18 protein-coding genes are annotated in these 24,467 nt (G+C 55.1%); 9 read left to right on the top strand and 9 right to left on the bottom strand.

Going from position 1 to position 24,467, the window contains the following annotated elements; all coding sequences use genetic code 11:
* Window positions 1-50: 50 nt before the first annotated feature.
* Window positions 51-860 carry a YdjY domain-containing protein gene (locus SH573x_RS05675; protein WP_479353363.1) on the top strand — a complete coding sequence of 270 codons (810 nt, stop codon included), beginning with the start codon at window positions 51-53 and terminating at the stop codon, window positions 858-860.
* A gap of 132 nt (window positions 861-992) precedes the next feature.
* On the opposite strand, the gene SH573x_RS05670 is transcribed toward SH573x_RS05675, so the two are convergent.
* Window positions 993-1,919, bottom strand: coding sequence for a DNA cytosine methyltransferase (locus SH573x_RS05670; RefSeq protein ID WP_479353362.1), 927 nt, complete (start codon window positions 1,917-1,919; stop codon window positions 993-995).
* A 227-nt stretch (window positions 1,920-2,146) separates the two neighbouring features.
* Here SH573x_RS05670 and SH573x_RS05665 point away from each other — a divergent pair, with 227 nt between their 5' ends.
* Window positions 2,147-2,485, top strand: coding sequence for a hypothetical protein (locus SH573x_RS05665; RefSeq protein WP_479353361.1), 339 nt, complete (start codon window positions 2,147-2,149; stop codon window positions 2,483-2,485).
* A gap of 36 nt (window positions 2,486-2,521) precedes the next feature.
* Here SH573x_RS05665 and thiO read toward each other — a convergent pair whose 3' ends face one another.
* Entirely contained in the window at window positions 2,522-3,658 is a 1,137-nt protein-coding gene (gene thiO, locus SH573x_RS05660) for a glycine oxidase ThiO (protein WP_479353360.1), read from the bottom strand.
* Between the two features lie 249 nt (window positions 3,659-3,907).
* Between thiO and SH573x_RS05655 the strand changes: the two genes are divergently transcribed.
* Window positions 3,908-5,521, top strand: coding sequence for a serine/threonine protein kinase (locus SH573x_RS05655; protein WP_479353359.1), 1,614 nt, complete (start codon window positions 3,908-3,910; stop codon window positions 5,519-5,521).
* A 42-nt stretch (window positions 5,522-5,563) separates the two neighbouring features.
* On the opposite strand, the gene SH573x_RS05650 is transcribed toward SH573x_RS05655, so the two are convergent.
* Complete coding sequence (locus tag SH573x_RS05650; protein ID WP_479353358.1) at window positions 5,564-6,301, bottom strand: two-component system sensor histidine kinase NtrB; 738 nt, start codon at window positions 6,299-6,301, stop codon at window positions 5,564-5,566.
* Between the two features lie 120 nt (window positions 6,302-6,421).
* On the opposite strand from SH573x_RS05650, the gene SH573x_RS05645 reads away from it, so the two are divergent.
* Both SH573x_RS05645 and SH573x_RS05640 read left to right on the top strand, forming a co-directional pair.
* Window positions 6,422-8,068 (top strand): YeiH family protein, encoded by a 1,647-nt coding sequence (locus tag SH573x_RS05645; RefSeq protein ID WP_479353357.1) that lies wholly within the window; start codon window positions 6,422-6,424, stop codon window positions 8,066-8,068.
* Between the two features lie 121 nt (window positions 8,069-8,189).
* Entirely contained in the window at window positions 8,190-8,375 is a 186-nt protein-coding gene (locus SH573x_RS05640) for a hypothetical protein (RefSeq protein WP_479353356.1), read from the top strand.
* Window positions 8,376-8,442: 67 nt separating this feature from the next.
* Here the strand turns inward: SH573x_RS05640 and SH573x_RS05635 are convergent, their stop codons facing one another.
* Complete coding sequence (locus tag SH573x_RS05635) at window positions 8,443-10,317, bottom strand: c-type cytochrome domain-containing protein (protein ID WP_479353355.1); 1,875 nt, start codon at window positions 10,315-10,317, stop codon at window positions 8,443-8,445.
* Window positions 10,318-10,528: 211 nt separating this feature from the next.
* On the opposite strand from SH573x_RS05635, the gene SH573x_RS05630 reads away from it, so the two are divergent.
* Window positions 10,529-13,657: a PSD1 and planctomycete cytochrome C domain-containing protein gene (locus tag SH573x_RS05630; protein ID WP_479353354.1), complete on the top strand. Its 3,129-nt coding sequence runs from the start codon at window positions 10,529-10,531 to the stop codon at window positions 13,655-13,657.
* A gap of 8 nt (window positions 13,658-13,665) precedes the next feature.
* Window positions 13,666-14,796 (top strand): outer membrane protein assembly factor BamB family protein, encoded by a 1,131-nt coding sequence (locus SH573x_RS05625; RefSeq protein ID WP_479353353.1) that lies wholly within the window; start codon window positions 13,666-13,668, stop codon window positions 14,794-14,796.
* Between the two features lie 191 nt (window positions 14,797-14,987).
* On the opposite strand, the gene SH573x_RS05620 is transcribed toward SH573x_RS05625, so the two are convergent.
* The 4 genes from SH573x_RS05620 to hemQ form a co-directional block, all read right to left on the bottom strand.
* Entirely contained in the window at window positions 14,988-16,406 is a 1,419-nt protein-coding gene (locus tag SH573x_RS05620; RefSeq protein WP_479349604.1) for a transposase, read from the bottom strand.
* A gap of 953 nt (window positions 16,407-17,359) precedes the next feature.
* On the bottom strand, window positions 17,360-18,511 hold the full coding sequence (locus SH573x_RS05615; RefSeq protein ID WP_479353352.1) for an iron-containing alcohol dehydrogenase: 1,152 nt from the start codon (window positions 18,509-18,511) through the stop codon (window positions 17,360-17,362).
* A 19-nt stretch (window positions 18,512-18,530) separates the two neighbouring features.
* A complete protein-coding gene (gene nadB / locus SH573x_RS05610; protein ID WP_479356654.1) occupies window positions 18,531-20,195 on the bottom strand; it encodes an L-aspartate oxidase in 1,665 nt (554 codons plus the stop codon).
* A gap of 2 nt (window positions 20,196-20,197) precedes the next feature.
* Window positions 20,198-21,046, bottom strand: coding sequence for a hydrogen peroxide-dependent heme synthase (gene hemQ / locus SH573x_RS05605; RefSeq protein ID WP_479353351.1), 849 nt, complete (start codon window positions 21,044-21,046; stop codon window positions 20,198-20,200).
* Window positions 21,047-21,130: 84 nt separating this feature from the next.
* Between hemQ and SH573x_RS05600 the strand changes: the two genes are divergently transcribed.
* The gene (locus tag SH573x_RS05600) at window positions 21,131-21,829 is read left to right on the top strand and encodes a response regulator transcription factor (RefSeq protein WP_479353350.1); all 699 of its coding nucleotides are present in this window, start codon (window positions 21,131-21,133) and stop codon (window positions 21,827-21,829) included.
* Window positions 21,830-21,900: 71 nt separating this feature from the next.
* Window positions 21,901-22,374, top strand: coding sequence for a hypothetical protein (locus SH573x_RS05595; RefSeq protein WP_479353349.1), 474 nt, complete (start codon window positions 21,901-21,903; stop codon window positions 22,372-22,374).
* 39 nt (window positions 22,375-22,413) lie between these two features.
* Here the strand turns inward: SH573x_RS05595 and SH573x_RS05590 are convergent, their stop codons facing one another.
* Window positions 22,414-23,832, bottom strand: coding sequence for a transposase (locus SH573x_RS05590; RefSeq protein ID WP_479349408.1), 1,419 nt, complete (start codon window positions 23,830-23,832; stop codon window positions 22,414-22,416).
* Window positions 23,833-24,467 lie beyond the last annotated feature (635 nt).

The following is a 24,467-nucleotide window of genomic DNA, read 5'->3' as shown; positions in this document are numbered from 1 at the left end:
GCTTACAATGTCAAAGATGGCAGACGAGAATTTGCGGAGGAGGTCGCTGTATGCAAAAGCTATCAATGTTGCCGTGGCATATTTTGTGTGCAGGCTTTTCAATTTGCTGGTCCTTGGTGGTCTGCCTGCCCTCCGCGTCGGCACAATACTTGAGCCGAGAACAACGCGCCGAGAAGGTGGAAAAAACGTTAGGCGACCCACCGAACATGAAACGGCTCTCGCCCAAAGATCGCGTGTGGGTAGATGTCAAAAAGCACTTGGTCGTTGCCGATGGTTACATCGCCATGCGCCAGGGACAACTAGAAATGTTCGCTTGTCCTGCCGGAACGAAGGAACATGAATCGGTTGTAGGCCTGCTAACCAAAGCACAAATTGTCCACACGGCACTTCTAGCCGCTGGTGCCAAGAGCGGCAAACCGGTTGCTTGGGAACCCAAGTTCGAACCACCCACCGGCAGCGAAGTCTCTATCTACGCCTTGTGGTTTGACAAAGACGGCAAGAAGCAAGTGACCGATGCTCGCAAGTGGATCGCTCACTATGGAAAAGACAAGAAGACCCTCGAGCAGAACTGGGTCTTTGCCGGCAGCAGCTTTTGGAAAGACCCGGACACGGGCGAGAATCGCTACCAGGCCGAAGCGGGTGACTTGGTGTGCCTGTCGAACTTCACCACCGCCACGCTCGATGTTCCCTTCATGAGCTCGCAAGCCAATTCGGGACTCCTGTTTGTCGCCAACACGGAATTGATCCCGGAGGAGATGACTCCTGTGCGACTGGTCTTTAAGGTCGTTAAACCCGAAAAGACCAAGGATGCTGAGGCTGAGGCCAAACCATCTGATGACATTTTGACGCCAGCGTCCTAACTCTTTGGAGTGCGGTGCCATCTGGCACCGCTTTGATGTAAGTAAAGTCTCCAGCCGCAGCCTGAATCGCTCTGAAAGCTTGGAGTCACCTAGTTCGCGCTGGCTGCGGTACGGTCCACGCTTACATCAAAGCTACGGCTGCGCCGCAGCACTCCAAATAAAATGCTGCATCACGTAGCGTACGACGGGTATCGATAGACTGTTACCCAACAACTTCCAAGCTTGTCGATGGCTGAGATCGCTGGGCAAGACAAAGCTCTCGGGAAATCCCAGGATGCGGGCGACTTCCAGTGGATGAAAGCGTCGCAGGCCGTGAGCCAATTGGACAAACGAACCGGCGTGCATGAGCGATTTGCCATAACTGCTGCCAAAGCAAGCCGTGACGGCGTGGCGATCATCCACATGAACTCGATCCAGCGCTGTACCAAAGCGCGCAGCGGTGTCAGCCGCGATCGACAGTTCGACGATCTGTGCGTCATCCAACACAATGCCAGTTAGAATTTGACGCAGCGATCGCTCCAAGCAGGGCAGGGGAGCCCAAGTGGCCAGCGGTTTCAAACTAGCCAACATGTAAAAGCGCGGACGCTTGTTGGGCCAGCCTAACTCCGTAGGACATAGGGTGCGCTCGGCGACGTAATATGCGCATCGATCGAGTTGCTTACGCAGCAGATCGCAGGCTTGTGAGCTCGAAAAACCTGGAACATTTTCCAGGGCGATGATTTGTGGCCGCAGCGGTTCGATCAACTCTGTCAAGTGCAATAGGCTGCGAGCCCGCGGGTCATCGATGTCGCGCTGTAGGCCACGGCGTGAATAGGGCTGACAGGGCGGCGAGAGCCACCACAGGTCGGCGTTGGCCGTTCTCAATTCATCCCCGGAAAGACTTTCGATCTCGCGTGTTAAGTACTCACCGGTGAAGTTCGCCTGATAGACGCGTCGAGCTCGCTGATCGATGTCGATAGCCACTGTCTCCAGCGACGAGCCCATTGCGCAGGCCAGTCCGCCTAGTCCCGCAAAGAACTCGATCGCGCGCGGTCTGGTGATCGGAATATTGGATTTCAATGTTGCCTCAAGACATCATGTTGCCTACCAACGACATCAACTGCCGCCTGCGTTGATTTTCCACATCAATTCGCATCGCGCACTCTTGTCGGCAATTTCCCGTAAACACCAAAGCCACAATGACTTACGGCCAATGACAGCCACTTCTTAGTCGGCAAGGCCCAACACCTGCTTTAGCTGATCCTTCAGTGGTTCACTCTCTGAATAACCAGCAACAGGCAAGCGGCATGCGCATTCGAAAGTTAAAATTCTGGCAATTAAATGTCATCGTCGCGCTGATGTTGCTGGCACATTGGCTTGGCATGCATCTGATCGTTCACTGGGTGGGCGGCGAAGCCAATGTGGCCCGCGGACAATCGACTGCACGCTCGGCTGTACCCGCTTTTCAACACGATGACGGCTGGCGCCGGACCAGTCATGGGTGGGAGCGCATCGAACATCTAACGTCTCCGCCAGCACTGGCCGCCACGCATCACATCTCATGGTCGCATATCTGGCCCGCTGCTTGGGCAGCCGGCGTGGTGTTGTTGATTTGCAGTGTACCTCAACGTTCAGCCGGCGCATAAGAACCAAACACCTAGCCCAGCGCTGGTTGGAACAGCTTAACCGCGTCCAGGGCGGAACGGCGACAGATCGATGGACGAACGGCCTTTGGTGATCAGTTCCCCCAGTACGCGCGCTGTACCGGCTGACAAGTGAATACCGGCGCGGTAGTGACCAGCGGCAACGAAGACATTGGATAGCCTGGGCAGTTGACCGATGTAAGGATACGTATCAAACGAGCCTGGTCGCAGGCCGGCCCAACTCTGCTGGATGTTCGCAGTGCGCAGAGCGGGCATGAACTCGTAAGCCCATTGCCGCAGTTCATCCAGGACTTCGTCAGTGGTGTGGCACTGGAACCCGACTTCTTCCTCATTGCTGCCGACCAAGATATGTCCGTCTTCGCGCGGCACCAGGTACCGATTTCCTTCGTTGACAATGCGATTGAGCAGCGGTTGCGAGTTGCGGAACAAAATCACTTGACCTCGAATAGGCAAGATGCCGCAAGGTACATCGAGTTCCTTTAGAAGATGGGTGGTCCATGGTCCGGCAGTCAAACAATATCGCTCGGCTGCGAAGGTTTGGCTGGACTGACCAAAATCAGCGATTACATGCTCGATGCGACCATCGGAACTGGCCAATTGCGTAACCCGGGCTGATTCAACGATAGTCACTCCACGCTGTCGGCAGGCCTGAGCCAGGGCCGCGGTGTAATGCGGCGTGCGGAGTTGACATTCCCCCGGCAAATAGACGGCTGCTCGAACGCGGCCCGATTGAGCCAGCGGGGCCAGAGCTGGTTGGTCCGCGGCAAGTTGGTCACTGCTCAGTGAATGAACCTCGATACCAAGTTCGCTCCAATAAGCGCGATTGGCGGCCAGCGTAGCAGCCTCACCGGCCGTGGTGGCCACGTAAATGCCACCGCAATTGCGGTAGCCCGGATCGATGCCCGTCATCTGCTGCAGAGTTTCAGACCACTCGGCCAACAAGCGGTGCGAAAGTGTGCGCAATTGCTCCAGCGGATCGTCCAAATGCTGCTGGGCAACCGGCGGCAGAATGCCCACGCCCGCCCACGATGCCGCCCGCGCACACTGCTCGGCTTCCAGCAGCGTCACTCGCTGACCACGCTCGGCCAGCTCCCAAGCCACCGACAAACCCACGATTCCGCCACCAATAACCAAAGTGTCAGTTCGGGGGGCCATCGTTTTCGGTAGATCTCTCATTATGGGGTGCAGTTAGCATTTGCGAAAAAACGCAAAAACTTCTGCGATTTTGTTTGCACATGGCCCTCCGGCTGCTATCTTCTCGACTGTTCGTATTCAAAATAAGCCGGAAAAACAGCGGCGGATGCTTCTGATCTGTAAATTCTATGGGATAATAACCGCTAGGCCTATGTGGGCAGGCAGCCCAGAATTTTCGGCCAGGATTCGCAGGCGTGGGATGGGCTCGACATGTCGAAAGTCACCTCGGAAAAGCTGATTGAACTGGTGCAGAAGAGTCAACTTGCGACTCCGCAAGTGCTGGAGAAGGCTGTCGAGGCGATTCGAGCCGAGCATGATGGCAAGCTGCCCGAAGATCCGGTGGTCTTGGCCAAAGCCCTCCAGCAGCACAACGTCGTCACGCATTGGCACTGTGAAAAGCTGCTGCAAGGTAAATACAAAGGCTTCTTTCTCGGCAAACACAAATTGCTGGGCCACTTGGGTAGTGGCGGCATGAGCAGTGTGTATCTGGCCGAGCATATGAAGATGCATGACAAGCGGGCGATCAAAGTCCTTCCGCGCAGCCGCCTGGGTAACTCGTCCTATTTGGCGCGTTTCCAATTGGAAGCCAAAGCGATCGCCTCGCTGAACCATCCCAATATTGTCCGCGCTCACGATATTGATAACGAAGGTGATACGCATTACATCGTAATGGAGTATGTCGATGGCGCAGACTTGCAAACAATGGTCAAGAAGAAAGGACCATTGCCGTTTGCCGATGTTGCTGACTACATTTCGCAAGCTGCACGCGGACTGCAACATGCTCACGATATGGGCCTGATTCACCGCGACGTGAAACCAGCTAATGTGCTGGTCAATTCGCAAGGCAAAGTCAAATTACTGGACTTGGGACTGGCTCTGTTTAGCGATGATAAACAAGCCTCGCTGACCGTGGACTTCAACGACAAAGTTCTGGGCACCGCCGACTACCTCGCTCCTGAGCAAGCTTTAAATAGTCACAAGGTCGATCATCGCGTTGATATCTATGGGCTGGGATGCACGATGTATTTCATGCTGACCGGCAACGCACCATTCCCCGAAGGCTCCATCGCCCAGCGCATTGCCAAACACCAATCGGCCATGCCTACCGACATTCGCAAGTTGCGGCCCGAATGTCCCGGTGAGCTCGAAGGCATCTGCGTCAAGATGATTCAGAAGGATCCCAAGTTCCGCTATGCGTCGGGCAACCAGGTCGCTGAAGTGCTTGATGCCTGGCGCGTAAAGTACTTGGCAGAGCAACGACGGCTAGTGAAGACAGGCGGTGGTGGTGGCAGTAGTGGTGATAGCCATTTGAACTTGGGCGATGAAAACGGAGTTGGCTCCGGTCGATTGTCGCCCTCCAGCGTGGATACCGTCAGCAATCGTTCAGGCGATACCGAAGCAGGACGATCCGGTTCTGGAACAGGATCAGGGACCGGCAGCTCGAAACTAACGCCAGGCGATAGCGGCATCCTGATGCGTATCGCCAATAAAGCCGCCAACTCAGACGACACCAGTCGCATAGATTTAGAAGCGGAGATCCGTCGACGGGCTGCTCAGTCAACAGCTCATGGTCAGGCATCGGCCGCCGGTAAATCCGCTGCTGCCAACAGCGGTGCCACCAACGCCAATACGCCAGCTAACGCTTCGCGCGCCGGTCAGGTTGTCGCCAAGCCGATAGCCAAGCCTGTCGCCAAGAGCATGGTCGAACCTGTGCGACTGCCTCAGTCACGCAGCAAACTGATAGCAGTAATCATCGGCCTGGTGATAATGTCGCTAGCCGCAGTCGGCGCTGGCGTCTTCATCTACTACCGTTTGACATCTTAGGTGGGCTTCTACCGTCTGGCGACGGTAGCTACGCTGAAGTAGTTAGCCCAGTCGCGGCGGCGTCGGAAACTCGAGCATAAACTTGGTCCCATGACCAACATCACTTTGCACGCCGATGCGACCACCATGAGCTTCGATGATTTTGCGAGCAGTCGGCAAGCCTAGTCCCGAGCCACCTGATTTAGTCGAATAGAAAGGCTCGAACATCTTGATGGCCGTGGTGTCGTCCATTCCAGAGCCCGTATCGATCAAGTCGAGCGCCACCCCATGCGGTGTTGAATGCGTACGCACTACAAATTGCCCGCCATCAGGCATCGCTTCGAGCGCGTTCTTGACCAGGTTGATCAGTGACGCCTGCAGTGAATCACTATGGAGCAAAATGCTAGGTAGATCGGGATCGAGATATTCGATGATCTCCACGCCGCTCTTGTCAAACTGAGGTTTGAACAGTCGCAGCACGGTTTCGACTTGTTCATTGAGACTCCCGGGAGTCATTTCCAGATCGCGCATACGGGCGAAGCGTAAGAAGTCACGCAGTAAGTTCTCCATGCGCTGGCATTGCTGACGAATCATATCGATTTTGGCATTGGCGCGACGCTTGCCCGGCCAATCGCTTTCTGTCAACTCTTCGCTCAGCAGATCGGCGTTCATATGAATAACGGAGAGCGGATTTTTGATTTCATGCGCCAGCGATCCGGCCAATTCGGCCAGTTCGTGGTACTGTCGTCGCAACTCTTCAGGTTCGTCGGCAGCGTCCATGTCCGACATCTCCGGTAACATAATAGAAGCCCTCAAGGGTATAGGCCGATTTCGCATGAATCGCGCTAGGGGTATTATATCGCCACCCCATCCGCTTCCCAGGCACCCTGGGATTCCTGCCCTCCAGCCAGCGAAGCTGCTATGTCATCCAATGCCAAGCCTTCTGATACTGAAACCGTACTTGAAGCCGAATTCATTCCCAAACGTGGCTTGCATGAAGACTGGACTGCGTCACTCATTGGCCTGGCCATTTTTGGAATCGCATTGTGGCTAGCCATGGGCACTCGCCCCGAGCAGTTCACCTGGGATACACCAGCGCCGGCACCGCTGAGCAGTGAAGCCAAAGCTGCGGGTAAAAAACAGGAGACTCCTTGGGCTGCGCCACTGAAGGGTTGGATCGGCAAGTTCTCGACTTGGAAAAGCGACCCCACCGCCTCACTACGTCCCAAGCCTAAATCCAAGCCCAAGCCCACCACCGCATCGGAATCCAAACCATCGTCCGCCTCCCAACCCGTCGTCACCGATGGTGCGTTTGCAGCGCCGACTGAACCAGCGGCCCCAGCACCAACGGAGAACAAGCAAGCAGAATCGGAGAAGAAGCTCGAGAACCCAGGCGACTATCAATGGCGTGGCGTGGTGGGAGCGCTGATCGCCACGCTGCTCGTCGGCTTGAGCGCATGTTTGTTGCAATTGCAATCGGGCCGACAGTTGATATCGTTTGTGCCCGCATTTCTATCAGTCTTTTTACTAGCCGTATTCTCGTTTGTGCTGGCAGCCCAAGAAGTGTTGGAGGCTGCCAATCTCGAATATGCTCTGTGGGCCTTGCTGGTCGGATTGATTCTGGCCAACACGATTGGTACGCCGCGGTGGATGATGCCGGCAGTGCGCAGCGAACTGTTTATCAAAGTCGGATTGGTTTTGCTGGGCTGTGAAGTGCTCTTTTCACGACTGCTGGAACTCGGGGCCCGCGGGGTGTTTGTTTCGTGGCTGGTCACGCCTATCGTACTGGTGACGACGTACATCTTTGGTCAGCGGATCCTCAAGATGGAAAGCCGCTCGCTCAATCTAGTGATCTCAGCCGACATGTCGGTATGCGGAGTGTCAGCAGCCATCGCCACCGCTGCCGCCTGCAAGGCCAAGAAGGAAGAGTTATCACTGGCCATTGGCTTATCACTGATCTTCACTGTGCTGATGATGATTGTTCAGCCGAAGATCATCGAAGCCACCGGCATGTCCCCCGAGGTCGGCGGCGCATGGTTAGGAGGTACAATCGACTCAACCGGCGCTGTGGCAGCCGCAGCCAATTCCAAGTACCTGGGGCCGCAAGGCTTGGAGACTGCCGTCACCGTCAAGATGATCCAAAATATCCTGATCGGCGTAACGGCGATTTGCGTTGCCATCTATTGGACTCGCTGGGTTGAGCCCACGCTGGCCAGTAACGCTAATGGTGAGCCCAAACAAGTGAACGTGGGCTTTGGCGAAATTTGGCGTCGTTTCCCCAAATTCGTTTTAGGCTTTATCGCGGCTTCGATCTTGGCCAGTTGGTTGTTCGCTAGTTCTTATTACAGTCAGATGTGGCTGGGTGCGGCGGTCGATGGCGTTACTAAACAACTGCGCACATGGCTTTTCTGCCTGGCCTTCGTGAGCATTGGCCTGGAAACCAACTTCCGCGAGTTGCTACCCTATCTTCGTAGCGGCAAAGCCTTGACACTTTATCTATGCGGACAAGCGCTCAACTTGACTTTGTCCTTGATCATGGCCCTGATCGTGTTTGGATTACTGAAGTGACTCACGCTTACCAAACACTATCCTCGATTGCGGTTTGTACCCAAATCGGAATTGGACAGTTCGACGTGCTTGTTATTCATGCGTTGATCGACCATTGCGATCCAATAAAAGGAGCCCGACGATGCAGCGCTACGCGACGGCTGGCCTAACCTGTGCCGCGATGGCTGTGGTGTGGCTCGTCATCCTGCCGTGGATCGGACGACAAGCGGCGGTGAAGGAGCACGTCGATGCCTTGCATGCGGCCAACATCAATGCTTCGGCCATGTTTTATTCGGAACTCGAATGCCAGCAGTGGCTGCAAAAATAAGCCGTCATTTGATGAATGGCGTTGCGTTCCACCGTCTGGCGACGGTGGCTACGTTGCGTCCGGTTGTTTACTTGCCAATCCAACTTTTCACAAAGCGATCGGGTGGTCCAAACGTTTGAGTGAAGGCAGCAGGAAAAGCTTGCCCGTCGCGCATCAGACTCAGCAGTTTGTCAAACTGCTTGCGACTGCGACGGTCCATCATGACACCTACGAGTTTCATGCCGACGAGCCCCGAGGCTTCGTCATCCAAACGACCTTCCAAGAGTGTCTCGGACTTATCGACCAGGGCCGCCGCTTGAGGCATTTCGCGTTTCCATAGATCGATGCGTGGATCATTGCGAGCTGCTGAGCTGAGGACCAAGTTGCGAGCGACGCCTTCTGCAAACCAATTGGGCACTTGAGGCAGCGAGCCCACGTAGGCACCTGAGAGTTGTTGCGATAACACACCGGCCTGTTGCTTGGCATCCAATTTTGTATCGTCCACAACCGCTACATAAACATCCAACGGCGTGGCTCGCCAATGGGCTTGCCAGGTACCAGGTAACTCACGACTTTCGTTCATCTTGCCAAACTCGCTGTAGTCGTAGCGACCTTTGTAGATGAAGATTGTCACTCCACCTTTAACGAAACTGCCTGGTGGCAAGCGTAGTTGTTTGCGGACGTCGGCCAGTGCAACTTGAGCCGTCGCCAACCATTCATCGGCCCGACCTTGAGTCACATTGCCCAGCACCACGAATTCATCATTGGCAGCGACCGATGGTTCCGATCCGGGCAAGACCTTTTTCCATAACGCTTTGGCTCGATCGGTGCGTTTGGCCAAAAGTTCACCGTGTGACGCTGAGGCCGCCCAGGCTTGACTGATCACGTTTTCGATATCGATGGTGGGGCTTGCGCCATCGAAGGCAGCGCCTTCGTTGATCCAGGTGCTGATCAGCGCGATCTTATCTTCAGGCAGAGCAGGGCGGCCCAGCGGCATGCGTTGACCCGACATACCTTTCAGTTTTCTGATGAGCAGGCTTTCATCGGCTTTGCCCGGTGCCAGTGGACTACCACTATCGCCGCCGCGTCGCAGACCCGCAAAGTTATCCATGCTGAAGTTACCCGACGCGCGGCGGCCATTGATGTGGCAGCCAACACAATTCTCCATCAAGACCGGGGCGATGTCTTTGGCAAACGATACGGTTTCTTTTCCAGTAGGCGCAGCGATCGTATCGTCCCTGGTCGCAGGCGTCGACATGCCAGCCGCTCCGGCCACATAACTGGCCAGCGGAGCCATGCGGTCTGGACCATCGAACTCAGCCCCCGCATCGATCCACTTCTGCAACTTGGCAAAGTTCTCTTCGCTTACTTTGCCACCACCGCGCGGCATATCGCCCGATTCGATTACTTCAACGATGCGCGAGCCTTTGGCCCCGCCAGGACTCACCACTTTGCGGCCGTTGATGCCTTGCATCAGCTCATTGAAACTGGCCATCGAAAACTGACCACGGCGATTGTTGATGTGGCAGTTACCGCACTGTGCGACCAAGAACGGCGCGATATCAGACTTGAAGCTGACCGCATCTCCCGGTTTCGGTTGAGAGGCGCCGATCAGTTCGTCCCAGGTAGGAAGCGGCTGGAGTTCAGCCCCTTCCAGTTCTAACAGCGCATGAGCTTTTTCCAGCCGAGAGTACAGGGGCCGCACAATTTTTTGTATCGCCGCGTCTTTGCTTTCGAGCAGTTTCAACAGTGAGGCTTGAGCCGTGGTCAGCTTGGCCGCCGATTCCTGAAACTTATCAGCCGCATAGAATCGGCCAGCCGCTAAGAGCTGACTATCGATCTCTGAGATTTGCTTGCGTTGTTCCGGAGTTATCGCCAGGCCAGTCGCCGCTACCGACGACCAAAGACACCAAGCGACCACCGCAACCACGCTTGGGGCCGATAATTTTCGAGTTCTAACCATGGGTTCCACTATCAAGATAAGTTTCCTGGGGATAACTCCATAGTAACAGCGATTGCACCGGTTTGCTGTACTCATCCCCTAAGCCGTGGGCGTTAGCCCCGGTTCCTAAGCCGTGGGCGTTCAGGTAGACCCCACCTTCAGCCTGACTTACAATGGTACAGTGACCCGCTTCCCGCCCCGACACGAAAACCCCGCCACCGGAAAACCGCTGATGATCCGTTTGACAGCTGTGTTAGGCTGCGTGTGCTTACTGCTTGTGCCCAACGCCAGTCGCGCAGAGGAGCCGCTCCAGTTCAATCGTGACATTCGTCCGATTCTGAGTGCGGCCTGCTACCGTTGCCATGGCTTTGATGCCAAAGCCCGGCAAGCGGACTTGCGCCTGGATATAGCTGAAGAGGCGTCAAAAACTCGGGAAGCTGGGACCGCCATCATCGCGGGCAAAGCTGATGATAGCCTGGTTTGGAAACGCATCGCCAGCGCTGATGCTGACGAGGTCATGCCGCCGCCCGATGCCTTGCGGCAACTGACCGATCAAGAAAAAGAGATCATCCGTCGCTGGATTGATCAAGGCGGCGCGTATCAAAAGCACTGGGCGCTCGAACCGATTACCCAGCCCAGCGTACCGGTGGCCAGCCCAACCCATGTGGCCTGGAACGACAATACTATCGACCGCTACTTGTTGCCGCGCATTGAGGCGAGCGGACTTCCCCCCCAACCTCCAGCCGACCGCAACACACTCATTCGACGCGTGGCCTTTACGCTCACCGGGTTGCCGCCCAAGCTGGATGAAGTCGAGCAGTATCTTACCGATGCATCACCCAACGCTTACGAACAAATGGTCGATCGCTATCTGGCCAGTTCGGCCTTCGGCGAAGAGATGGCTCGCCATTGGTTAGATGCAGCGCGTTATGGCGATACACACGGGTTGCACTTGGACAACGTGCGTGACATCTGGGCCTATCGAGACTGGGTCGTCAACGCGTTCAACTCCAATCAACCGTTTGATCAGTTTACAATCGAACAGTTGGCCGGTGACTTGCTGCCCAATCCTACTCAAGCCCAACTGGTGGCCACAGGTTTTAATCGCTGCAATGTAACGACCAGCGAAGGCGGCGCAATTACCGAAGAGTTTCTGTTTCGTTACGCCGTGGATCGCGCCAGCACGACCGTGCAAACCTGGTTGGGCATGACTGGTGGCTGCGCGGTTTGTCATGATCACAAATACGATCCGCTGACGATGAATGAGTTCTATTCGTTCTACGCATTCTTTTACAGCGCTGCCGACCCAGCAATGGATGGCAATTCAAACAACACGCCACCCTATCTCTCGTTGGCTACGCTGGAACAAACCGCTGAGATCGAACGCCTGAAGACGATCGAACAAGCTCTCGAACAACGCGCCCAGCAATTGGCTGAAACTTATGCCAAGAATCTAGCAGATGGCCCCGCAACGCCTGAGGCCACCGCCGCGACAGAACAAGCGGTCGATGATGTTTGGCTGAATGACTCTCTGCCACTGGGTGCCAGCGGCAGCAACACGTCGCGCAATCGTGAGGTGTGGACCACGCGCGACGAGTTGGAGATTCCGCTGGGTCAGCGTGCTCTGAAGCTGGCCTTTGGCGAATACTACCAGCAAAAGATCGACGGTGGGATTGTGCCCCGTGTCATTCCCAAAGCACCACGCTTGTCGTTTTGGCTACGCGTCGATCCATACAACCCATCCCAAACAGTGGCTATCGAACTGAACACCACCGCCGGTCAGCGGCGTTACGGTTGGGGCAAGAGCGAGCTGCTGCGAAAAGGTGAATTCAATAACGATGTCAATCGACAGATTGGCGACTTACCGGAGTCGAACAAGTGGCATTTGATCACGCTCGACGAAAGTCAATTGAACTTGCCGGCGGGCACCTTCGTCAACGACATAATGCTCATGCAATTTGGTGGCGTTTGCTGGATCGATGGCCTGCGCGTGCAAGGGCAGCGCAGCGATAACGATCCAGGCTCGTCCATCAACAACTGGCTAGCTTATGGAAATGGCCGCAGCTTGAATGTCGTCCCCAACGAAGTCGCTGGTATTCTGAAGGCCGGCAAACTCGAGGAAGGCAGCGAGGGTGGCAAATTCCAATTGAAGACTCAGTTCGCTAAACTCATCGCCCGCGATGTACCAGCGGAGCTAATGAGTGCGCGCGCAGCCTGGGTACGAAATAACGACGAACGCATCATGCTGGAGCAATCGATCCCCGGTACGATGATCTATCGCGACCTGCCCGAGCCGCGTAAGGCTCATCTGATGAAGCGCGGACAATACGATCAACCAGGCGACGAAGTGCAACCGGCCACGCCAGCCTTCCTGCCTCCGTTGAAACTGGCCGATGGTCAAACGCGGGCCACCCGCTTGGATATGGCACGCTGGCTGGTCAGCGACGAGCATCCATTGACTGCGCGAGTAACGGTCAATCGCTTTTGGCAACAAGTATTTGGCCTGGGCCTGGTAAAGACCAGCGACGACTTTGGTACCCAAGGTGACGCGCCTTCGCACCCAGAACTACTCGATTGGTTGGCATTTGATTTTCGCACCCACGGTTGGAACGTCAAACGCTTGATGCGGCAACTGGTAACGACCGCGGCCTTCAAACAGGCCAGTGCGGTCACGCCGCAAGCACTAAGCCAAGATCCTCAGAATCGCCTATTGGCGCGAGGGCCCCGCATTCGCTTGGATGCTGAACAAGTTCGCGATAACGCCTTGGCAGTCAGTGGACTACTGAATCCGCGCATGGGTGGTCCCGGTTTCTTAACATATCAGCCGCCTAACATTTGGGAACCGGTTGGTTATGGCGATAGTAATACACGTTACTACTTGCAAGACTCTGGTCCCGACATCTACCGCCGCAGTTTGTATAGCTTCATCAAACGCACTGCGCCACCACCATTTATGTCGAACTTTGATGCGCCCAATCGCGAGATGTTTTGCACGCGCCGAGAACGGGGTAACACTCCCTTGCAAGCGCTACAACTGATGAACGACGTTCAGCATGTTGAAGCCGCTCGAGCTTTGGCCGAACGAATCTTGCGCGAAGGTGGCACGACGCCTGCACAGCGTATCGACTACGCCGTGCAATTGACGTTGGCTCGCGCACCAAAAGCGGACGAAGCTGAATTACTTTCAGCTTCACTGAATAAGTTTTTGGATAAGTACGTCCAGCAGCCAACTGCAGCCCAAGAGCTGATCAACGTAGGTCAGTCCAAGCCAGCTGCTACCACGCAGCCAACCGAATTGGCCGCGTATACGCTGTTGGCCAACCTAATTCTGAATCTCGATGAAGCCGTAACGCGCAATTAATTGGAGCGATGGACATGCTGTGGGGACGCAAAAGTGGATGGCAGCCTGGCCTGTTGACTCTGTGGGCACTAGCGGCATTCTCCTGCGGCGATCTGATGGGTAGCGACTGGCCCGTTGCCCGCGGTAACGCTGCTGGCACGGGTACCAGCACCGATCAATTGCCTAATGAACCAACGCTCCAGTGGGAACTGGCGCTGGGTGGTACCGGCTTTGATGGTACACCCGTCGTGGCCAAGGAAACCATTTACTTGGGCGATGTCGATGGTCGCGTGGTGGCTGTCGATTTGAATAGTGGCAAACTGAAATGGGACAAAAAGTTTGACACCAGCTTTGGTGCTCCCGCCTCGGTCGATGACACTACGGTGTACATCGGCGACTTGGACGGCAAGCTACATGCGCTAAAGGTTGAAGATGGTACCGAGATCTGGTCGTTCGAAACGCAAGCTCAAATCGATGCCGGTGCAACTTTTTACAACGACCAGTTGTTGATCACTTCGGAAGATGGCACTCTGTATTGTCTGAACAAGAGTGACGGCAAAGAAGTCTGGAAGTATGAAACCGGCGACCAATTGAGATGCTCAGCCACGCTATCGGGCAATCGAACCTTTCTCGGTGGTTGTGATGGCAAGCTGCACATTGTCGACGTAACCCAAGGCAAGAGCGTCGGGGAACCAGTTCCGCTGGATGGCCCCACCGGCAGCACACCGGCTGTCTCTGGTGAGATTGCCATCGTCCCCACGCATAGCGGCGAACTATTTGCCATCCAATCGGAAACAGCCACGCAAGCCTGGAAGTTCCGTGATCCGAAACTGGCTCAAGAGTTTCAAAACTCCGTTGCCATCTCAGGGGAATTGATTATTGCCGCCAGTCAAAATCGTCGCGTCTTTGCACTCAACCTGGCCGATGGCATCAAGCGCTGGGATGTAACACTGCGCAAACGCTGCGATAGTTCACCCGTAATTGCTCAAGACAAAATTGCGCTCGCCGCTACCGACGGCCGAGTGATCTTGTTGGAACTGTCCACCGGCAAAGAACTGTGGCTGTACGAAGTCAAAGGCGGTTTCACCGCCTCGCCAGCGATCGCCGACAACAAGCTGATCGTAGCGTCTGACAAAGGTACGATTTACTGCTTTAAGTAACGTGAGGTCACCTCTCCAAGGCTTCGCCTTGGGGAGGTCGAATCGAGCCGTAGCGAGATTCGGGAGGGGTCTTGGCAGTGCAGGTGGTTAGTACCGCAGGAGTCTTGCCTGGCGCAGTGCCCCCTCCCGCAGACGAAGGCTAAACGCCTCGTCTGCGACCTCCCCCGCTGCGCGCAACGCTGTGAAGCATTTTATGCGGCGTTTTTGAGTTCGAGTTCCGTTAATTTCTTCCGTTCCCGAGAAGTCAATTTGAGAATGGTTGGTTCACCCAGCGATTTCTTTTCAGCGTCTTTGGGTCTATGGCGCGCGCGTTTGTCGGTGGTGTTGTTATATCGTTGTACTACTGCGTTGATCAGATCCAGCGTTAGCTGGTTTGGTTGGCTACTCTCATTCAAGTTACGCATGTATTTGCGCAATACTCGTAGCGTGTTTGCCAGACTTCGGTCATTGGGGGTATAGTCTCGATTCTTCTCCTTCTTGTCTTTTTTCTTTTTCTTCTCTTTCGTCGCTGCTGATATTTGGGCTCGCAGTGCAAACAGTTCCGCCAATGCCATCGCGTTTAAAGACCACTCGACTTCAACCAATGATCGTTCGGGATTGCGGCAACGAAGTTTTTGTTTGTCGACCGTTTGCTTTAGCCCACGAAACTCGACCTCGATCAACCACCGTTGCTTGTAGAAGTTTGCAATCTGTTCGATGGTTAGTTCGTCCTCATTCAACACACTGGTCAGCATCCACATTTTCGTTTTTCCAACCGTTACGCGAACCAAGCGAAGTCGCAGTGGCGGAACACCTTTATCCATTTGGTCTTTAGGCCAGCACAGAACCGTTCCATCATCCTGCGTTCTAGAATCCGTGTTTTGACTGAGCAATTTTACATTGCCCCCGACTCGTACTAGGAAGTCATGCCCCGCTTCCACAATCGACTTCCATAATTGAAAACCAACGAAACCTGCATCGCCAGTGAATAGGGTGCCTGTCGGAAATTCCTCTTGCTCAATTATGTCGCGAACGTGGTGACGCTCACTGGAGTTAGAAGGCCCGAACCGCCAGGTCCATGGCAATCGCATAGTCATGTGCCACACCATTGTCATCCAAATTTGCGGTTCTGGCGGTGCAGGCTTTTCGGCTCTCTTGCGTGGCTTGTTCATCGACGTGGAGTTCTTGTTCTGCCTCTGCGCTTTGTTGTCGTTGTAACGGGCTTTTTTTCCCTTACCGTAGTTAGGCGCACAGAATGCCTCTTCATTTGAAACCGAACGTGGTACCGTCGCTCTAGAACCGTCAAAGCCCATTAGTACCCAGCCATCGGTGCGGTAAAAACGATCTCCCCACAGTTTCGCCAGCAAATGAAGGCGAGCGCGAATGCCAATTCGGAGAACTTCCTGGTTGTTGGTCAATACGTTCATCATCCCAGTGTAAGACCGGGCAATTTTCGTGAGTCCCAAGCCATGACAAGTCTCAATCGACTGGGCAAATGAATCGGTCACATTCTTACACTCTTGCCATGTCCAAATCAAAGCTTGTGCGGCTAACTGTTCTCCCTGCCAAGTGGCATTGCCATGGAACTGGCCTTTGGCAAATAATGCTCCTGAGGGAAGGATGAGCTCCACGAGCTCCTTGAACAATGCACGATTCTTGACCAGCTCGAGTTTGGCCCTACGTTTGATAACTCGTGATCTATTCTTTGCTCGTTGCTTGCGACTCACGGCCAGATTCCTTTCTGACTGATAGGTTTCAGTTAGTGCTTGGGGGAATCTGGCCTTTTTTCATCCTTTGGCAATTTATGGAAGCCCAGTTTTTGCAAGTTAAAATGCTTCACAGCGTTGCGCTGCGCGGGAGAGGTGACTGTCACCTCTCCAAGGCTTCGCCTTGGGGAGGTCGAATCGAGCCGTAGCGAGATTCGGGAGGGGTCTTGGCAGTAGAGGTGGTTAGTAACGCAGGAGTCTTGCCTGATGCAGTGCCCCCTCCCGCAGACTTCGGCTGAACGCCTCGTCTGCGACCTCCCCCGCTGCGCGGGAGAGGTGACAGTCACCTCTCCAAGGCTTCGCCTTGGGGAGGTCGAATCGAGGCTTTGCGAGATTCGGGAGGGGTCTGGGCGGTGGGTTGGTTGATACCGCAGGAGTCTTGCCTGGCGCAGTGCCCCCTCCCGCAGACGAAGGCTAAACGCCTCGACCGCGACCTCCCCCGCTTCGCGGGAGAGGTGACTGTCACCTCTCCAAGGCTTCGCCTTGGGGAGGTCGAATCGAGCCGTAGCGAGATTCGGGAGGGGTCTTGGCAGTAGAGGTGGTTAGTACCGCAGGAGTCTTGCCTGGCGCAGTGCCCCCTCCCGCAGATGAAGGCTAAACGCCTCGTCTGCGACCTCCCCCGCTCCGCGGGAGAGGTGACAGTCACCTCTCCAAGGCTTCGCCTTGGGGAGGTCGAATCGAGCCGTAGCGAGATTCGGGAGGGGTCTTTGGCAGTGCAGGTGGTTAGTACCTCAGGAGTCTTGCCTGGCGCAGTGCCCCCTCCCGCAGACGAAGGGCTAAACGCCTCGTCTGCGACCTCCCCCGCTTCGCGGGGGAGGTCACCAGGCCGCTCTGTACAGAGCGGCGAAATCACTTTGGCTAAGCGGTCGAGGGTTGAACGTGCCGGTCCATTGCTTAGTGGCTTCGTTTGCCAGATCGTCGAGATGCGATTCGACGACCTTCAACTGTTGCAGTTGCGTAGCCAACTTGGCCTGAGCCAACATCTGGGATACATAGTCGGCCAGCAACTGGACCGCTTCGTGAGCCGAGTCGACGTTGTGCGCATCGGGCACATCGCTGTAAAGCTGCGCGTACCATTTAGCCGTTTCCACACCGTTGAAACGGATGACATGCGGCAACATCAATCCCACAGCCTGGCCGTGAGTTACCGAAAAACGCGCGGTGAGCGGATTGGCCAGCGCATGCGCGGCACCGAGCATGCTGGTCTCGATGGCCAAGCCGGCAAAGTACGCACCTAGTTGCATCTGCGAACGCGCTTCCAAATCCTGCGGATCGGACAAGACTTTCGGAAAGCCTTCGCTGAGCAGTTGCCAGGCTTCGCGACTGTAACAGATGCTCAGCGGATTGCGTTTGCGCGTGACATACGATTCGAGCGCATGCGAGATGGCATCGATACCCGTCAGCGCAGTGACAGAGGCAGGTTGCGTGACGGTTAACTCTGGGTCGAGCAGGGCGATGCGACAAGCGGCCCTGGGATCACCGCAAGCCATCTTTATATGAGTCTCAGCTTGACTGATCAGGGCAAAAGATTGCGCTTCGCTACCGGTACCGGAGGTCGTGGGGACGGCGATCATCGGCAGCATATCGCTAGTCGCTTTGCCTACACCCCAATAATCCTCCATGCGCCCGCCGCAACTATAGAGAAAGTTGATGCCTTTTGCACAGTCCATCGAACTGCCGCCACCAAGACCGATCAAGACATCTGGCTTGAAGTCGTGCGCCATGCGCAGTCCTTCATCCACTTCAACGGTTGAGGGATTCTCCCTTACTCCATGAAAAGCACAGACCTGCAGACCTGCAGCCTGCAAGGCATCTACGCCTCGTTGAAAATGTCCTGCCTGTACTACGCCTGGGTCACTGACCACTAAGACTCGATTGGCGCCAAGTTCTCGGGCCAGTTGTCCTAAGCGCGTGACTACTCCTCGACCGAACACTAGTCGCGTGCGGGGCTGGAAATCAATACCTTCCATCAGTGACCTTGTCTGGATGTTAACGGCTCTGGGGCGGTCGAGTGAACTTCAAATGGCGATGCCAGTTGGCTTCATCTAACTTAGGATAGTCAGTTCGCAGATGGGTGCCACGCGATTCAGTCCGTGCCAATGCAGCTTGGGCCATCAAGTGAGCGACGGTAATCATGTTCTGCAATTCCCAACCTTCTTCGGCGTGAAAATTGTAGGTCAGCACATATCGGCTATAAGATTCGATCGCGCTGAGCGCTTCCTCCAGGCGATCCGCACGCCGTTGCACTCCAACCATTCGCCACATGAGACTTTGCAGAGCATTTCGAATATCGGATACATCCAGCGCCACGCCATCGGCTTGCGAAGGCAGATTGCTGAGCTTGGGTACACGAAAATCGTCGGGCATGTCTGCGGCGGCCTGGCTCGCCAGCTGGCCAACGCGCGCACCGAAGACCAAACCTTCTAACAAGCTATTGGACGCCAGGCGATTAGCACCGTGCAAACCAGAACTAGTGACTTCGCCCGCGGCCCACAGACCATCAATGGTCGTTCGTCCATCGATGTCAACGACCACACCGCCAATCATGTAATGCGCGCCGGGTCGCACCGGAATACGATCGCGGGTGATGTCCAGATCGAACTTGCGGCACGCCTCCATAAAGCCCGGAAACTCTTCGCGCACTTTGTTCGGCTGGAGATGTTGCAGCGACAGATATACACAGCTGTGTTGAGTCTTCTCCATCTGCGTGACGATCGATTGACTGACCACATCGCGTGGGGCCAGTTCCATGCGACTGTCGTAGTCTTGCATAAAGCGGTAGCCGTGAACATCCAGCAGATGAGCACCGGCGCCGCGTGTGGCCTCAGTGACTAACGTACGGGAACTGCCTGCGATGTACAGAACCGTCGGATGAAATTGCATGAATTCCATATCGCGCAGTTCCGCGCCGGCGCGATACGCCAGTGCGTGTCCGTCGCCAGTAGCTACGCGTGGATTGGTCGATTCGCGGTAGATTTGACCACATCCGCCGCTGCACAAAATCGTTTGCTTGGCCCACAACAGAATGGGTTGATTGCCTGGTCGCGACACCAGTGCACCGCGGCAGACACCGTCTTCTGTTAGCAGATCGATGGTGAATGTCTGCTCCCAGATGGTGACTCGACCGCTGGCCCGGGTGCGTTGGATGACTGCGCGCATGACTTCGCGCCCCGTGGCATCACCCAGAGCATGCACGATACGCTGGTGTGAGTGACCGCCTTCGCGGCCGAGCATCAATTCACCTTCATGCACATCGAAACGCGTGCCCCACTCGATTAGTTCCAGCACGCGCTTGGGAGCTTCACGCACCACGACGTCGACGATAACCGGATCGCACAAACTACCGCCGGCCAGCAATGTGTCTCGAACGTGATCCTCGAATCGATCTTCGGGATCCCACACGCTAGCGATACCACCTTGAGCGTATGTGCTGTTACTTTCTTGAATGGCATCTTTGGTGACTACGACGCACTTCAATCCTGGCGCAATTTCGTTGGCAGCTCGCAAGCCTGCCAATCCGCCCCCGATGATCAGCACATCGGTAAAGAAGTGAGGCAGATCTTTTAGAGCAAAGGGTATGAGGTAACGCGGCGAGGGTGGCCCAAGCTTGACGATATCTGGCGAAGTTCTTTTGGCACCGGCCAATTGTTCCATAATCAATCTGCCAGTCGACAATGTTTGGCGATCTCTGCTGCACTCATGACGTAACCGACATAGAAGGCACCGAATTCACCGTATTTAGCGCTGGCCTCGTCAAATCGCATGCGATACACGATCTCTTTTAAGTATTGCGGATTGCGAGCCCACAAGGTTACGCCCCACTCCCAATCGTCCAGGCCGACCGAAGCGGTGACCACTTGGCTGACGCGACCGGCGAAGCTCATGCCACTCTGCGCGTGCTCGGCCATCATGGCGTTGCGATGCGAGAAAGGCGTCGTAAACCAGTTGGCCCCAACCACGCGACTCTTGTTCATAGGATAGAAGCAGAGACTAGGCCAAGTGGGTAACTCAGGCGCAATTCGCTGCTCGTTCATCATCGGCAGACGTTTTTCATACGCTGCGACCTTGGCTGCAAAATTGGGCGAATTAGGATCTTCGCCACTGGAGACTAAGCGGTCGGCATATTGTTCGGGGCTCGGCACATACTCCGAGATTTCAGTCAACGAAACAAATGAATAAACCGCTTCCAGGGCCGGTCCAATGGGACTGCCCACTAATGCTTGATGAACGCTTTCGATCTTCAGCGGATCACCATCCAGAGCGATCGTGCCAAAATCCGCTTTGTGACCACTGATGACAAAGCTTTGCAATCGCGCCGGCGCACTGGCTGCCGCGGGATCAAGGGCTGCCGACATGGCCGCTAGACCTTGTTGGCGAGCCTCCGCTGGCAACGCCTGCCAGGCGGCTCGATCGATACGATAAAACATATGCGTGCAATGCCAACCCTGGATCGGTACCAGCGATGGAGCAGGTAACTCGGATGGTCGTACAGACGGAGCGTTCATTGGATTTCGTTTCTGGCAGGCGCCGGCTATGATGAAGGATTGCAGCACATTTTACGAGGATTCGACGATTCTGGCGAGTTGGCTATGCAATTGCTGGTTCTGGTGGCCGAGGATGACGCAATCACGCGACGCGGCTTGGTCGATGTGCTCTCGAACGAAGGCTTTATTTGCTTGCAAGCGGCTGATGGCCAACAAGCAATTCGCTTATACAAGCAACATCATCCCAACTTTGTATGCTTGGATGTTATGATGCCGGAGTTGAATGGCTACGAAGTCTGCCGCCGCATTCGCGCCTTGGACCCGCAAGTGCCGATCATTTTTTTGACCGCCAAAGGCGAAGAAGTCGACAAAGTTGTGGGCCTGGAAATCGGAGCCGATGATTACATTGTCAAGCCTTTTGGCGTGAAAGAAGTGCTGGCCCGCATGCGTGCGATTGCGCGGCGCTGCCTGGCCACCGCCGGTTCACAACCTGACAAGTTGACCGATGCGTTCACCCTGGGTGACCTGGAAGTTCACCCAAAACAACTGCGGGCCACACGCGGCGACGAATCAATCGAATTGACGTTACGCGAAATAAAAATCCTTCAACTGCTCTACCTGCGCGCCGGCCAGGTTGTCGACCGCAATGAATTGATGAACTACGCTTGGGGCCAAGATTACCTGCCGACCAGCCGCACCCTCGATCAACACGTTTCTCAGCTGCGCAAACGCATCGAACGCGACCCCAAACAACCCGTGATCATTCAAACCGTTCACGGCGTTGGTTACCGTTGGGAAGCCTAAGGCCTGCGGACAGCCGGTTCCTCTGCGGGTATAATGCGGTCACTTGGAATTCATATCCTGGGGGACACAGCATGGCCAACGATCTAGAAAAGTTCTTGCAGCAGGCCGCCGAGCGCCTGGCACAGAAGGCAGCTGGTCGAGCGGGCGGTCCAGCAAGGCCATCGGGCTCTGGATCACTTCCCAGCCAATCCAGGGCTCGTCCGCCCATCGCCGAAGTGATTCCAGCTCAAGTCATCGAACCGTCCTCAAATCGAGTCGGAACGCTACGCGAGCAGGGGCCAGATCCCCTCAGCACGATCGACACGCGACCAGAATTGGCGCAGCAAATCAGCCTGACGGACGAACGCATGTTGGATCACGTACATCAAACGTTCGATCACGAACTTACGCATTTGAAAGCGGCATCCAGCAGCTTAGCTACTCCCAAACCGATTGCTCAAACTGCCGCCGACTTTGCGCGCCAGGCTCCCGTCCTGGCCATGCTCCGCGATCCCAATACGCTCAAAGCCGCCTTCATCGCTAGCGAAATCTTTAAGCGCAAGTAGCTGTCACCTCTCCCGCGCAGCGCAACGCTGTGAAGCATTTTATGCGGCGTTTTTGAGTTCGAGTTCCGTTAATTTCTTCCGTTCCCGAGAAGTCAATTTGAGAATGGTTGGTTCACCCAGCGATTTCTTTTCAGCGTCTTTGGGTCTATGGCGCGCGCGTTTGTCGGTGGTGTTGTTATATCGTTGTACTACTGCGTTGATCAGATCCAGCGTTAGCTGGTTTGGTTGGCTACTCTCATTCAAGTTACGCATGTATTTGCGCAATACTCGTAGCGTGTTTGCCAGACTGCGGTCATTGGGGGTATAGTCTCGATTCTTCTCCTTCTTGTCTTTTTTCTTTTTCTTTTCTTTCGTCGCTGCTGATATTTGGGCTCGCATTGCAAACAGTTCCGCCAATGCCATCGCGTTCAAAGACCACTCGACTTCAACCAATGATCGTTCGGGATTGCGGCAACGAAGTTTTTGTTTGTCGACCGTTTGCTTTAGCCCACGAAACTCGACCTCGATCAACCACCGTTGCTTGTAGAAGTTTGCAATCTGTTCGATGGTTAGTTCGTCCTCATTCAACACACTGGTCAGCATCCACATTTTCGTTTTTCCAACCGTTACGCGAACCAAGCGAAGTCGCAGTGGCGGAACACCTTTATCCATTTGGTCTTTAGGCCAGCACAGAACCGTTCCATCATCCTGCGTTCTAAAATCCGTGTTTTGACTGAGTAATTTTACATTGCCCCCGACTCGTACTAGGAAGTCATGCCCCGCTTCCACAATCGACTTCCACAATTGAAAACCAACGAAACCTGCATCGCCAGTGAATAGGGTGCCTGTCGGAAATTCCTCTTGCTCAATTATGTCGCGAACGTGGTGACGCTCACTGGAGTTAGAAGGCCCGAACCGCCAGGTCCATGGCAATCGCATAGTCATGTGCCACACCATTGTCATCCAAATTTGCGGTTCTGGCGGTGCAGGCTTTTCGGCTCTCTTGCGTGGCTTGTTCATCGACGTGGAGTTCTTGTTCTGCCTCTGCGCTTTGTTGTCGTTGTAACGGGCTTTTTTTCCCTTACCGTAGTTAGGCGCACAGAATGCCTCTTCATTTGAAACCGAACGTGGTACCGTCGCTCTAGAACCGTCAAAGCCCATTAGTACCCAGCCATCGGTGCGGTAAAAACGATCTCCCCACAGTTTCGCCAGCAAATGAAGGCGAGCGCGAATGCCAATTCGGAGAACTTCCTGGTTGTTGGTCAATACGTTCATCATCCCAGTGTAAGACCGGGCAATTTTCGTGAGTCCCAAGCCATGACAAGTCTCAATCGACTGGGCAAATGAATCGGTCACATTCTTACACTCTTGCCATGTCCAAATCAAAGCTTGTGCGGCTAACTGTTCTCCCTGCCAAGTGGCATTGCCATGGAACTGGCCTTTGGCAAATAATGCTCCTGAGGGAAGGATGAGCTCCACGAGCTCCTTGAACAATGCACGATTCTTGACCAGCTCGAGTTTGGCCCTACGTTTGATAACTCGTGATCTATTCTTTGCTCGTTGCTTGCGACTCACGGCCAGATTCCTTTCTGACTGATAGGTTTCAGTTAGTGCTTGGGGGAATCTGGCCTTTTTTCATCCTTTGGCAATTTATGGAAGCCCAGTTTTTGCAAGTTAAAATGCTTCACAGCGTTGCGCGCAGCGGGGGAGGTCGCAGACGAGGCGTTCAGCCTAAGTCTACGGGAGGGGGCACTGCACTAGGCAAGACTTCTGCTGTACCAACCATCTTCACTGCCCAGACCCCTCCCGAATCTCGCAAAGCCTCGATTCGACCTCCCCAAGGCGAAGCCTTGGAGAGGTGACTGTCACCTCCCCCGCGCAGCGGGGGAGGTCGCAGACGAGGCGTTCAGCCTTCGTCTACGGGAGGGGGCACTGCACTAGGCAAGACTTCTGCTGTACCAACCATCTTCACTGCCCAGACCCCTCCCGAATCTCGCAAAGCCTCGATTCGACCTCCCCAAGGCGAAGCCTTGGAGAGGTGACTGTCACCTCTCCCGCGCAGCGGGGGAGGTCGCAGACGAGGCGTTCAGCCGAAGTCTGCGGGAGGGGGCACT

Source organism: Rania fehmarnensis, assembly GCF_056494185.1.
The sequence above is the reverse complement of the archived record's forward strand: the minus strand, read 5'-3'. Positions and strand labels throughout refer to the sequence as shown.

Excerpts from the sequence above, each read along its gene's own strand:
- SH573x_RS05675 (WP_479353363.1), top strand. The coding sequence starts at position 51 with ATGCAAAAGCTATCAATGTTGCCGTGGCATATTTTGTGTGCAGGCTTT.
- SH573x_RS05665 (WP_479353361.1), top strand. The coding sequence starts at position 2,147 with ATGCGCATTCGAAAGTTAAAATTCTGGCAATTAAATGTCATCGTCGCG.
- thiO (WP_479353360.1), bottom strand. The coding sequence starts at position 3,658 with ATGGCCCCCCGAACTGACACTTTGGTTATTGGTGGCGGAATCGTGGGT.
- SH573x_RS05655 (WP_479353359.1), top strand. The coding sequence starts at position 3,908 with ATGTCGAAAGTCACCTCGGAAAAGCTGATTGAACTGGTGCAGAAGAGT.
- SH573x_RS05650 (WP_479353358.1), bottom strand. The coding sequence starts at position 6,301 with ATGTTACCGGAGATGTCGGACATGGACGCTGCCGACGAACCTGAAGAG.
- SH573x_RS05645 (WP_479353357.1), top strand. The coding sequence starts at position 6,422 with ATGTCATCCAATGCCAAGCCTTCTGATACTGAAACCGTACTTGAAGCC.
- SH573x_RS05640 (WP_479353356.1), top strand. The coding sequence starts at position 8,190 with ATGCAGCGCTACGCGACGGCTGGCCTAACCTGTGCCGCGATGGCTGTG.
- SH573x_RS05635 (WP_479353355.1), bottom strand. The coding sequence starts at position 10,317 with ATGGTTAGAACTCGAAAATTATCGGCCCCAAGCGTGGTTGCGGTGGTC.
- SH573x_RS05630 (WP_479353354.1), top strand. The coding sequence starts at position 10,529 with ATGATCCGTTTGACAGCTGTGTTAGGCTGCGTGTGCTTACTGCTTGTG.
- SH573x_RS05625 (WP_479353353.1), top strand. The coding sequence starts at position 13,666 with ATGGACATGCTGTGGGGACGCAAAAGTGGATGGCAGCCTGGCCTGTTG.
- SH573x_RS05615 (WP_479353352.1), bottom strand. The coding sequence starts at position 18,511 with ATGGAAGGTATTGATTTCCAGCCCCGCACGCGACTAGTGTTCGGTCGA.
- nadB (WP_479356654.1), bottom strand. The coding sequence starts at position 20,195 with ATGGAACAATTGGCCGGTGCCAAAAGAACTTCGCCAGATATCGTCAAG.
- hemQ (WP_479353351.1), bottom strand. The coding sequence starts at position 21,046 with ATGAACGCTCCGTCTGTACGACCATCCGAGTTACCTGCTCCATCGCTG.
- SH573x_RS05600 (WP_479353350.1), top strand. The coding sequence starts at position 21,131 with ATGCAATTGCTGGTTCTGGTGGCCGAGGATGACGCAATCACGCGACGC.
- SH573x_RS05595 (WP_479353349.1), top strand. The coding sequence starts at position 21,901 with ATGGCCAACGATCTAGAAAAGTTCTTGCAGCAGGCCGCCGAGCGCCTG.